Annotated in this window: 10 protein-coding genes and 2 pseudogenes; 1 reads left to right on the top strand and 11 read right to left on the bottom strand. The window is 32.6% G+C overall.

Annotation, left to right across the window (positions count from 1 at the left end; all coding sequences use genetic code 11):
• Nucleotides 1-130: 130 nt before the first annotated feature.
• A pseudogene (locus tag ACIQ66_RS06170) lies at nt 131-517 on the bottom strand (asparagine synthetase B); the annotation flags it as partial.
• Between the two features lie 18 nt (nt 518-535).
• Between ACIQ66_RS06170 and ACIQ66_RS06175 the strand changes: the two are divergent.
• A complete protein-coding gene (locus ACIQ66_RS06175) occupies nt 536-736 on the top strand; it encodes a hypothetical protein (protein ID WP_396211919.1) in 201 nt (66 codons plus the stop codon).
• 91 nt (nt 737-827) lie between these two features.
• Here the strand turns inward: ACIQ66_RS06175 and ACIQ66_RS06180 are convergent, their stop codons facing one another.
• The 10 genes and pseudogenes from ACIQ66_RS06180 to secA all read right to left on the bottom strand — a co-directional run.
• Complete coding sequence (locus tag ACIQ66_RS06180) at nt 828-1421, bottom strand: porin family protein (RefSeq protein WP_396211920.1); 594 nt, start codon at nt 1419-1421, stop codon at nt 828-830.
• Between the two features lie 508 nt (nt 1422-1929).
• The gene (locus ACIQ66_RS06185) at nt 1930-3192 is read right to left on the bottom strand and encodes an asparagine synthetase B (protein ID WP_396211921.1); all 1263 of its coding nucleotides are present in this window, start codon (nt 3190-3192) and stop codon (nt 1930-1932) included.
• Nucleotides 3193-3201: 9 nt separating this feature from the next.
• Nucleotides 3202-3570 (bottom strand): PIN domain-containing protein, encoded by a 369-nt coding sequence (locus tag ACIQ66_RS06190; RefSeq protein WP_396211922.1) that lies wholly within the window; start codon nt 3568-3570, stop codon nt 3202-3204.
• Nucleotides 3557-3733: a hypothetical protein gene (locus ACIQ66_RS06195; protein WP_396211923.1), complete on the bottom strand. Its 177-nt coding sequence runs from the start codon at nt 3731-3733 to the stop codon at nt 3557-3559. Before ACIQ66_RS06195 ends, ACIQ66_RS06190 begins: the two co-directional genes overlap by 14 nt.
• A 74-nt stretch (nt 3734-3807) precedes the next feature.
• Nucleotides 3808-5361 (bottom strand): replicative DNA helicase, encoded by a 1554-nt coding sequence (gene dnaB, locus ACIQ66_RS06200; protein WP_396211924.1) that lies wholly within the window; start codon nt 5359-5361, stop codon nt 3808-3810.
• Nucleotides 5362-5502: 141 nt separating this feature from the next.
• A complete protein-coding gene (locus ACIQ66_RS06205) occupies nt 5503-6456 on the bottom strand; it encodes an acetyl-CoA carboxylase carboxyltransferase subunit alpha (protein ID WP_396211925.1) in 954 nt (317 codons plus the stop codon).
• 77 nt (nt 6457-6533) lie between these two features.
• On the bottom strand, nt 6534-7430 hold the full coding sequence (locus ACIQ66_RS06210; RefSeq protein WP_396211926.1) for a DMT family transporter: 897 nt from the start codon (nt 7428-7430) through the stop codon (nt 6534-6536).
• 25 nt (nt 7431-7455) lie between these two features.
• Nucleotides 7456-8541, bottom strand: a complete 1086-nt coding sequence (locus ACIQ66_RS06215; RefSeq protein ID WP_396211927.1) for an LptF/LptG family permease — start codon at nt 8539-8541, stop codon at nt 7456-7458.
• 79 nt (nt 8542-8620) lie between these two features.
• Nucleotides 8621-9751 (bottom strand): tRNA guanosine(34) transglycosylase Tgt, encoded by a 1131-nt coding sequence (gene tgt / locus ACIQ66_RS06220; protein WP_396211928.1) that lies wholly within the window; start codon nt 9749-9751, stop codon nt 8621-8623.
• Nucleotides 9752-9950: 199 nt separating this feature from the next.
• Nucleotides 9951-11864, bottom strand: a pseudogene (gene secA / locus ACIQ66_RS06225) (preprotein translocase subunit SecA); the annotation flags it as partial.

The raw sequence follows: 11864 nt of genomic DNA on the forward strand, positions 1-11864 counted from the left end.
ATCAGAAATGGTAATTGCTGAATCTAAGTTTTAGTTATATTTGTAATTGTCAGTGAATGAAATACTCAACTTCATGAAGCAGCGAAACTTTCAAATCTCTGAATAACTGTTAGAAATTATCTAAACTATTCTACGTTTTTTGCTTTTTCTTTTTAGCAGCAGGAAATAAAACATTATTCAAAATCAATCGAAATCCTGGCGAATTTGGATACAAGTCTAAAACCGTTGGCTCATCACCTACTCTATGCTGGTAATCCTCAGGATCATGACCACCAAAAAAAGTAAAGAGCCCTTTTCCTTTTTGACCATGAATATAGCGAGCTTCAACATTCAATTCATTTTCACCTAAAACTAACACATTCGATTTGATTAATTCACTTTCAAAAGCAGTGGTTTGCCCCATAAATCCTTTTACCAAAGAAGTATGGTTTTGACACAACATACTCGGTATCACGTCCCATTTGGCTGAAAAATCCATCAAAGTGAAATAATCTTTCTCCATAGGAAGTTTTCTTTTTTCGGGCAAATCAAACTTATGAATTATAATAAAAACAAAAGTGATTTTGAATTTATTGCAAGCGAAGAATTAAAAACAGAATTTAATCAAAAAGAAGATTCTAAATGTAGAATTCAAATTATTGCTAAAATTACAAATGATACAATTATATCAATATTTCTAAAAAACAATTCTAAAAATTCAATTGGTTTAAGTAAGCAAAATTGGCATTTATATTAACACACAAATCATTAATTTTACTTAAAAATTTATCATAAAAAAAACCGCCTCAAATTATGAGGCGGCTCCTTTAACTTTATTTTATTCTAAATTAGAATTTGTATGCAACTGTAAGAGCGATGTTGCTGTTTGTTCCTTTTTCTTCTTTACCAGAGACAAGTTTTGTCAAATCTTTGTATTGGTTTGTGAATACATCAGAAAGACCAGCCGTGTAACGAAGACCAGCAGAAAAGTTGTTTGTAAAATCGTAGTTTGCACCAAAATTCAAACCAAAATCAGTTGAATTGAAAAAATCCTTAGTATCAATTGTTTTATTTGATTCCAAAGCAGCGTATTTTGCAGATGCTAAAAATCCAATTTGTGGACCAGCTTCAAGAGAAAATTTGTTAACTACATAATACTTAGCCATAACTGGTATAACTACATATCCTAATTCAACTGTATCGTTACTTCCTTTTCCTCCAGCACCTAACATACTGTACATTAATTCAGGTTGAATAGCAAATTTTTCGTTTAATTTGATTTCAGCAAAACCACCTAATGCTAAACCTGATTTAGTATCTGAATCTTGCAACCCATTGATTGCAGAAAAGTTCAAACCTAATTTAGCTCCAAATTTTACATCTTGAGCATTAGCAAAACCAAAAGCCATAACAGTAGCTAAAGTTAAAACAATTTTTTTCATTTTTAAAATTTTTAAATTTATATTAATTTGGCGCGAAAATAAAAATTTAAAACTATATTTAAAATAAAAAAAAGCATTTTTTTTGTTTTTTTTTTAAAACAATGATATTTTTAGAATTTACACTTACAAATAGATAAAAAAAACAAAAGCATAACGAGCTAAAATACAAATAATTACTACCGAAAATACAGGCTAGGTTGAAAAATGAACTAGATTTTCATCGATTTTTAACTTGATAAAACTTCTGTAAACTCAAGTTAAGCGAGGCTAAATTTTTATGTATTTTTATTGATTCCTATAATTATAGGAGCTAAAAGTCGGAAAACTTTGAGCAGCCGAGTAATAGTATTTTCGCTTAATTCCTTGTATATGGTGACAGGAGTTAAAATACAAAATTTCTATTTTTATTACAACTATTTTTCTATATTCTTTTGCGTAATTATGAGGTTTTTTTTCAGAGTCTGACGAACAAACATCTGAATAACTGTTAGAAATTATCTAAACTATTCTACGTTTTTTGCTTTTTCTTTTTAGCAGCAGGAAATAAAACATTATTCAAAATCAATCGAAATCCTGGCGAATTTGGATGCAAGTCTAAAACCGTTGGCTCATCACCTACTCTATGCTGGTAATCCTCAGGATCATGACCACCAAAAAAAGTAAAGAACCCTTTTCCTTTTTGACCATGAATATAGCGAGCTTCACCATTCAACTCGTTTTCACCCAAAACCAATACATTCGATTTGATTAATTCACTTTCAAAAGCAGTGGTTTGCCCCATAAATCCTTTTACCAAAGAAGTATGGTTTTGACACAACATACTCGGAATCACATCCCATTTGGCTGAAAAATCCATCAAAGTGAAATAATCTTTCTCCATAAGAAGTTTTCTTTTTTCGGTCATATCAATATCTGAAAACTCATAATGTTCAGGTTTTCTGTCCAAAATAAAATCTTTGAAAGCAAACGTTCTTGAATAATCAATTTTAGATTGGTAACTGGCTTCACTTGGATCGCCGTCAAACATAGGCTCGCAAATATCAACACCTTCGGCAGAAAGTGCTATATCAAAACTATCGGTTGCCGAGCACATGGCAAACATAAAACCACCACCAATTACAAAATCACGAATTTTTTTGGCAACAGCCAATTTTGCTTCCGAAACTTTAGAATAACCGAGTTTTACTGCTAAAGCTTCTGCATCTCTTTTCTGTTCAATATACCAAGGTGCGTTTTTATAGGCACCAAAAAACTTTCCGTATTGACCAGTAAAATCTTCATGATGCAAATGTAGCCAATCGTATAAAAGCAATTGATCTGACAAGACTTCTTCGTCATATATAGGCGTAAATGGAATTTCGGCATAGGTCAAAACCATTGTAACGGCGTCATCCCAAGGCTGTTTTCCTTTTGGAGTATAGACAGCAACTTTTGGTGCTTTTTCCAACACAACCGTTTCCATATTTTGCGATGGCGACGAAATATCTTCAAGAATTACATTGGCTTCACTATCAGAAAGTATTTCAAAACTTACGCCTCTAATTTGGCATTCTTTTCTAATTTCGGGTGCATCTGGCAATAAGAAAGAACCGCCACGATAGTTCAACAACCAACTGGCTTTGTATTGTTTATCCAAACACCAATACGTAATTCCGTATGCTTTTAGATGGTTTTTTTGAGAAACATCATCCATTGGCAACAAAATAAAATTTGCCTTTACAGAAAAGGAAATTAGTAAAAGGATTGCTAGTATTGATTTTTGAAATTGCATTGAAATGGATTATTTTTCTAAAAAAATTAAATTCAATTCTTTTATGTTCTTAAAATCTGCATCAGAAGTTAAAAATGGTAATTTATAAACAATTGCTGTTGCAGCAATGATTGCATCTGGAAGTTTTAATTTATATTTTTGTTTTAGAAGAATAGTTTCTTTCTTGATTTCAGGATTCATCTCAATAATAAAACAATTGTCTATCAAGTTTTGAGCATTTTTTTTATTTATCTTACTAATACTAAACGCTCCTAACAATTCTATCTCTGTGACATAAGATATAGCATATGAATAATCAAGAAAAGGAAACACCAATTCATTATTCAAAGAGATATTAATCAAAAAATTTGTGTCAACTAAAAAATCAATCCCTTTCATTTCTTAACTTTTTTTGATATGAAACAGGATCTAAATTTTCTAAATCAGCAATAGGTTTTCCTAAAAATTTACGAAAGCTTAGTTTCTTTTTTGGCAAAGAAAATTCTGCAAGTAATTTTTCAACTTCTAATTTGGTTGCATTTTTTTTTATAACTATTGTCATAATTCAAATTTTTATCAAATTTAAACAAAAATTAAACCAAAATTACACTTTAACAAAAAATCAACAATTGAATATTAAAACGGAACATCACTATCTTCATCGTTACTATTCAAATTGCTACCAAAAGCTTCATTTGCGGAAGGAAGATTTTTGGTGATAAAAGGATTGTCATCTTGTCCTAAATTCATTGTAGATGGTAGGTAATCATTTGCGTAATTATACTCATCAAGATTGTCGAATTTACCTAGGTTTCCAATAAATTTCAATCGGATATTTTCTAGTGAACCGTTACGGTGTTTTGCGATGATAAATTCGGCTTGACCTTGCGTTGGCGATTGTTCTTCGTCGTCCCACTCATCAATTTTATAATATTCTGGACGGTAAATAAACGAAACGATATCGGCATCTTGCTCAATCGCACCCGATTCACGTAAATCAGAAAGCAATGGACGCTTGCTCGAGCCACGAGTTTCAACCGCACGCGACAACTGCGATAATGCAATTACTGGCACACTTAACTCTTTTGCTAAAGCTTTTAAATTTCGGGAAATAGTTGAAATTTCTTGTTCACGATTTCCGCCTCCTTTTCCGTTACTTCCACCTGCTGTCATTAATTGAAGGTAATCGACTACTATCAATTTGATTCCGTATTGAGAAGCCAAACGTCTTGCTTTTGCTCTTAAATCAAAAATAGAAAGTGAAGGCGTATCATCAATATATAAAGGTGCTTTTTCTAAATTTTTAACTTTAATAGAAAGTTGTTCCCATTCATGTTTTTCTAGTTTTCCAGTTCTTAATTTTTCGGAAGACAACCCAGTTTCAGAGGAAATTAAACGAGTAATCAACTGAACCGAAGACATCTCAAGTGAGAACAAAGCAACAGGATGACCAAAATCGATAGCAATATTTCTTGCCATAGAAAGCACAAACGCAGTTTTCCCCATCCCTGGCCTAGCAGCAATAATAATTAAATCGGAGGGTTGCCAGCCAGAAGTTACTTTATCTAATTTTTCAAAACCGGTTGCCACACCACTTAACCCTTCTTTGCTTGCAATTTCTTCAATACGTTTTTTAGCTTGAATTACTAAACTTTGTGCCGTTTCTGAACTTCGTTTGATATTTCCTTGTGTAACTTCATATAATTTGGATTCGGCTTTATCTAATAAATCGAATACATCAGTAGTTTCATCATACGATTCTTCAATAATTTCAGAAGAAATTTTTATTAAACTACGTTGAATATATTTTTGAAGAATAATTCGAGAGTGAAATTCGATGTGTGCCGAAGACGATATTTTTTGCGTAAGCTGAATTAAATAAAAATCGCCACCTGCCAAATCAAGTTTTGCATTTTTTTTGAGTTGAGCTGAAACAGTTAATAAGTCAATTGGTTGCGTATCGGTAAATAACTGAACGATAGCTTCAAAAATATGTTTGTGTGCTTCTTTGTAAAATGCGTCTGGTTGCAAAATATCAATCACCTCATCTACCCCTTTTTTATCAATCATCATGGCGCCCAAGACAGCCTCTTCAAGATCTAATGCTTGAGGTGGTAACTTTCCTTTTTCTAGGTTGATAATTGTAGTTTTATCTACTTTAATTGGGTTGATATTTTTAAAACTTTCCATGTTGCTAAAGTAATTCAAAAAATGAAAAAAACGAAAATGACTTGTGAGAAAACCATGTTAATAAAAACTTAAAACATGTTAACAAGGCAAAAAAAATCCGAAGCAATAAGGCTTCGGATTAAGTATCTCAATTATAAGACTTTACTCTTTATATTCGCCCATTTTACTGTATTTATCCATTCTTTGCGCGACTAATTCTGTTGTTGATAAGTCTTTTAATTCATTAAAAGCTTTGATGATATATTGTTCAACTGTTTTGAAAGTTGTTTCTTTATCGTAATGAGCGCCGCCAAGTGGTTCTGGAATGATATCATCGACCAACTTTTGTTTTTTCATATCGGCAGAAGTTAGTTTTAATGCTTCAGCCGCTTGTTCTTTATATTCCCAACTTTTCCAAAGAATAGACGAGCAAGATTCAGGTGAAATTACCGAATACCAAGTGTTTTCCATCATTAAAACTCTATCGCCAACACCTATCCCTAATGCTCCACCAGATGCTCCTTCACCAACGATAACACAGATAATTGGCACTTTAAGACGGCACATTTCAAAAATATTTCTAGCAATTGCTTCCCCTTGCCCTCTTTCTTCCGCTTCCAATCCTGGATAAGCACCAGGTGTATCGATGAAAGTTACTACAGGAATTCCAAATTTTTCTGCCATTTTCATCAATCGTAATGCTTTTCGATAACCTTCAGGATTTGCCATTCCGAAGTTACGGTATTGACGCATTTTAGTATTAATTCCTTTTTGTTGACCAATTAACATGAATGATTGACCGTCAATTTTACCCAATCCGCCAATCATCGCTTTGTCATCTTTAAAACCTCTATCTCCAAAAAGCTCTAAGAAAGTACCTTTTGTTAAAGTAGTTATGTGTTCTAAAGTATAAGGACGATTAGGGTGACGAGATAGCTGAACTCTTTGCCAAGCGGTTAAGTTTTTGTATATTTTACGTTTGGTTTCTTCTAGTTTTTTCTCAATTTGTTTGCAGGTATTGGTGACATCTACATTTGATTCAAGTCCAATAACTTGACATTTATCTAACTGATCTTCAAGCTCTTTTATTGGTAATTCGAAGTCTAAATATTCCATAATAGTTTTGATTTAGTCGCTCTTGTTTTGATTTACAAATATAAAATTTTATGTTTTACAAATACTATTTTACTGTATTAGTTTTTCACTTTTTTAAGATTAAGAATTCCGTTGAAAACAACAGAAGTAATTATGATAATTGCTCCAACATAAAATAAAGAATTCATTTGCTCTGATTCTGTGAAGATTAGTAACGCTAATATGATTCCGTAAATTGGTTCCATATTTATAGTTAGCATTACGGTATAAGGTGATAAATATTTCATAACTTTTATTGAGGCAGAAAATGCATAAGCGGTACAAACAGATCCCAAAATAAATAACCAAAGTATATCAGATTTAGAAATGGAAAAGAAATTTTCAGAAAAGCTATCGGTAAAAAACATATAAATAGAAAAAAAGCATAAGCCACCTAACAATTCATAAAACGAAATTACATTTGGATTGTAATCTTTTGCAAATTTTCCATTAATTACAGAAAAAAGAGCTGATAATAAGGCGCTTGTTAAGGCTAGCAATACTCCTGTTATTTTTACATTAGAATCGCTAAAAATATTTTTGAAACTATTTACAAAACCATATTTATCGATGATTTCGGCGAAAGCCACAAAATACAAACCTAAGACAACAAAAAGCCCTAAAAACACATTAGTCCAGTTTATTTTTTGACAGTAAATTATTGGTTCTAAAATAGATGCAAAAAAAGCACCCGTTGACAAACAAGCCAATGTTATAGAAATATTAGAAACTTTGATAGCTTCATAAAAAGTAAACCAGTGAGCGGCAATTACAATTCCTGAAAATAAAAAACTAAAAAAAGTGTAAATTGAAATTTTTAATGATTCTCTTGAAAAAAAGAAATATAGCAACATAAATCCGAGAGCAAAAGCCATTCTATACCAAACTAAATCAATGGCTTGCAAAGAAATGAGTTTGCCTAAAACGGCAGTAAACCCCCAAATAAAAACTATCAAATGGAGATGTAAATAACTCTTTAGGTTATCGCTTTGCATTACGTAAAAGGTAAATGGCTAAAATTCCGAAAACAAAATTGGGAATCCATACTGCAATTAAAGGAGGAATAGCAGATTCTTCGGCTAAAACCCCAAAAATTTTATCAAAAAATATGAAAGCAAATGCAAGTAGAATTCCTATGGCTAGATTAATTCCCATTCCGCCACGACGCTTCATTGAAGAAACTGCTACTGCAATGATAGTAAGTACAAAAGCAGAAACAGGAACACTATATTTTTTATAGAGCACTACTAAGTACACATTAATATTAGCTGAACCACGTTCTCTTTCTTTCTCTATAAATTTTATTAAATCAAATAAACTAAGAGTTTCGGCAACATAAACTAATGGAGTTAAATCTTCCAAGTCAAAACTAAACTTTGCATTTTTTTCGTCAACTTTTTCTAGTTTATCTTCTAATTGTCCGACCGTTCGCTTTATGTAATTGTACATAGTATAAGTGCTGTCTTTTGGATTCCATTTTATTCTGTCAGCCGAAATCTTATATTCTAATTGGTCACCTTTGAACTTTTCGAGCGAAAAATTAAACGCCATTTTAGATTCGGCGTTAAAGTTACTAACATATATGTATTCATTATCACTAATTTGTCGGTACACGTCAGCGTTTTCACGCATTTCGTTTTGACCACCACCAATTAGATACATATACCTAAAATTTTTGAAACCAGCACTAGCTTTTGGCACCAAGAAAAGCCCCATTAACAATGCAAAAATTGATATTATAGTAGCTCCAATGATGTAAGGTCTTAGAAATCTTGTAAAAGAAATTCCCGAACTCAACATGGCAATAATTTCGGTATTATTAGCCAACTTTGAGGTAAACCAAATTATTGATAAAAATAAAAATATCGGAAAAAGAATATTGGCAAAATAAATAGTAAAATCAACATAGTACGAAGCAATTGCGCTAAACGGCACTTTGTTTTCGAGCATTTTATTTACTTTTTCAGAAATGTCAATTGTTATTCCAATAGGAATAAACAACAATATCATTACTGAAAATGTTGCTAAATATCTTTTAAGAATATATTTATCTAATATTGTTAGCATTTTTTTGTTCCAAGTTTAAAGTTTCAGGTTCCAAGTTTTGGGTTTCAAAATAAGATGAAACTTTAAACTTGAAACAAAATTATAACCTTTGACTCATATTTTTAACCATCATTTCTTTCCATATTCTAAAATCGCCTGCTAAGATATGTTTTCTTGCTTCACGAACCAACCACATATAAAAACCAAGGTTGTGAATGGTTGCAATTTGTTTTCCTAAATATTCATTGGCAGCAAAAAGATGCCTTAAATAAGCCTTAGTATATTCGGTATCTACAAAAGTGATTCCCATTTCGTCAACTGGCGAAAAATCGGCTTCCCACTTTTTATTTTTGATATTTATGGTTCCGTTTGCGGTAAATAACATTCCGTTACGAGCATTACGTGTTGGCATAACACAATCGAACATATCAACACCAAGAGCAATATTTTCTAAAATATTAATTGGAGTTCCAACACCCATAAGATAACGTGGTTTATCTTTTGGTAGTATATCGCACACCACTTCGGTCATGGCGTACATATCTTCGGCTGGTTCACCAACTGATAATCCGCCAATTGCATTTCCTTGCTGACCAGCATTTGCAATATATTCGGCCGATTGAATTCTTAAATCTTTATAAGTGCTTCCTTGTACAATTGGGAAAAAAGTTTGCTCATAACCGTATTTTAAAGGAACTTTATCCAAATGATTGATACATCTATCCAACCAACGATGCGTCATATGCATAGAACGTTGTGCATAGCGAAAATCGCAAGGATAAGGCGTACATTCATCAAATGCCATGATAATATCGGCTCCAATGGTACGTTGAATTTCCATTACATTTTCGGGTGTAAAAAAGTGATAAGAACCATCAATATGCGATTTGAACTTTACACCTTCTTCTTTTATTTTTCTATTAGCCGAAAGTGAATACACTTGATAACCGCCCGAATCGGTCAAGATATTTCTATCCCAATTCATAAATTTATGCAAACCACCCGCTTTTTCTAGAATTTCGGTTTGCGGACGCAAGTATAAATGATAGGTGTTTCCTAAAATAATATCTGGATTAATTTCTTCTTTCAGTTCTCGTTGGTGAACACCTTTTACGGATGCTACCGTTCCAACTGGCATAAAAATTGGGGTTTCTATAACGCCGTGATCGGTTGTAACTTTTCCTGCTCTAGCTTTGGAATTTGGATCGTTTTGTAGTAAATCGAACTTCATATACGTTTTCTATCTGTCATTAATTTTCCCAAAAGGGTTTGCAAAGATACTTTATTTGGGAAACTAGTTCTACAATTTAAAATATAAATAACATTTGATTTTAGGAATATCAAATTTAAAAAGGGTTAACAATTTAAAAAACAAAAAACCATCTTCTCGATTCTGAAAAGATGGTTTTTACTATTTTAAGCTTTAAAATTTATTCATGAACTACAACCCACTCACCTTTTGCCAACATGCTTTCAGCTTTTTTGTACTTCATAGTTTCTGTTTTGCCGCTTAGAACATGTTTTATTGTAACAGTGTCATTTCTATTGATTTTTGGTGCATCGCGAACAATTGTCTCTGTAACTTGGCGTTGTTGTGTTTGTCCGGCTTCACGATTTTGAGCCGATGCTTCATCACTATTTGGAATTTCGTCTTTAGAAGTGGTATATTCTTCTTTTTTGCGAACTTCTTCTCCAGCTCCTTGAATATTTGACGTTACTTGTTGTGGTAAATCGCCTTTGAACAAGAACGAAATCACTTCTTTGTTCACACCATTCAACATAGAACTGAACAAATTAAAGGCTTCAAATTTGTAAATAAGCAATGGATCTTTTTGCTCATGAACGGCTAATTGAACAGATTGTTTCAACTCGTCCATTTTTCGTAAATGTTTTTTCCAAGCTTCGTCAACTATTGCTAATGTGATATTTTTTTCAAAATCGGCTACTAATTGTTTTCCTTGAGAATCATATGCTTTTTTCAAATCGGTAACAACATTTAATGTTTTAGCACCATCAGAAAAAGGAACAATAATTCTTTCGAATTGGTTATTTGGATTTTCGTAAACATTTTTAATAATTGGCAATGCTTCTCTTGCTGAACGTTCTGTTTTTTCAGTATAATATTGTAAGGCTGCTTTATAAACTTTTCCAGTTATTTCAAGTTCATTTAGTTTAGCAAAATCGCTTTCAGTTATTGGAGAAGTTATTGAGAAATAGCGAATCAATTCAAATTCGTAATTTTTGAAATTATTATCTTTTTTGTTTTCACTTACAATTAATTCGCAAGTGTCATATAACATATTTACGATATCTAATTTCAATCTTTCACCGTGTAATGCGTGACGACGACGTTTGTAAACCACTTCACGTTGCGCGTTCATTACGTCATCATATTCCAATAATCTTTTACGAGTACCGAAATTGTTTTCTTCTACTTTTTTCTGAGCACGTTCGATAGACTTGGTCATCATTGAATGCTGGATAACTTCACCTTCTTTCAATCCCATTCTATCCATTACTTTAGCCACTCTTTCTGAGCCAAAAAGACGCATCAAGTTATCTTCTAAAGACACATAAAACTGTGAACTTCCAGGATCACCTTGACGACCAGCACGACCACGTAACTGACGGTCAACACGACGAGAATCGTGACGTTCTGTACCCACAATTGCTAATCCACCAGCTGCTTTAACTTCTGGAGAAAGTTTGATGTCTGTACCACGACCTGCCATATTGGTTGCAATTGTTACAACACCCGCTTTACCAGCTTCTTCAACGATTTGAGCTTCTTGCTTGTGCATTTTGGCATTCAAAACGTTGTGAACAACACCTCTCATTTTCAACATTCGGCTCAATAATTCAGAGATTTCAACAGAAGTTGTTCCTATCAATACTGGTCTTCCTGCTTGCGACAATAGAGTTACATCTTCAATTACAGCATTGAATTTTTCACGTGTTGTTTTATAAATTAAATCTTCTTTGTCTTTACGAGCCATTGGTCTGTTAGTTGGAATTTCAACCACATCCAATTTATAAATTTCCCATAACTCGCCAGCTTCTGTTACCGCTGTACCAGTCATACCAGCTAGTTTAGAATACATTCTGAAATAATTTTGAAGCGTAATAGTCGCAAACGTTTGAGTTGCTGCTTCAATTTTTACATTTTCTTTGGCTTCAATTGCTTGGTGCAAACCGTCAGAATAACGACGTCCGTCCATGATACGACCTGTTTGCTCATCGACAATAAGAATTTTATCGTCCATAATTACATACTCCACATCTTTTTCAAAAAGTGTATAGGCTTTTAATAATTGTGTTAAAGTGTGAATACGCTCACTTTTTAC

It is taken from the genome of Flavobacterium sp., assembly GCF_044377315.1.
GTDB lineage: Bacteria > Bacteroidota > Bacteroidia > Flavobacteriales > Flavobacteriaceae > Flavobacterium.

Bases quoted from the DNA above. Each gene is read 5' to 3' on its own strand.
- ACIQ66_RS06175 (WP_396211919.1), top strand. From the start codon at position 536: ATGAATTATAATAAAAACAAAAGTGATTTTGAATTTATTGCAAGCGAA.
- ACIQ66_RS06180 (WP_396211920.1), bottom strand. From the start codon at position 1,421: ATGAAAAAAATTGTTTTAACTTTAGCTACTGTTATGGCTTTTGGTTTT.
- ACIQ66_RS06185 (WP_396211921.1), bottom strand. From the start codon at position 3,192: ATGCAATTTCAAAAATCAATACTAGCAATCCTTTTACTAATTTCCTTT.
- ACIQ66_RS06190 (WP_396211922.1), bottom strand. From the start codon at position 3,570: ATGAAAGGGATTGATTTTTTAGTTGACACAAATTTTTTGATTAATATC.
- ACIQ66_RS06195 (WP_396211923.1), bottom strand. From the start codon at position 3,733: ATGACAATAGTTATAAAAAAAAATGCAACCAAATTAGAAGTTGAAAAA.
- dnaB (WP_396211924.1), bottom strand. From the start codon at position 5,361: ATGGAAAGTTTTAAAAATATCAACCCAATTAAAGTAGATAAAACTACA.
- ACIQ66_RS06205 (WP_396211925.1), bottom strand. From the start codon at position 6,456: ATGGAATATTTAGACTTCGAATTACCAATAAAAGAGCTTGAAGATCAG.
- ACIQ66_RS06215 (WP_396211927.1), bottom strand. From the start codon at position 8,541: ATGCTAACAATATTAGATAAATATATTCTTAAAAGATATTTAGCAACA.
- tgt (WP_396211928.1), bottom strand. From the start codon at position 9,751: ATGAAGTTCGATTTACTACAAAACGATCCAAATTCCAAAGCTAGAGCA.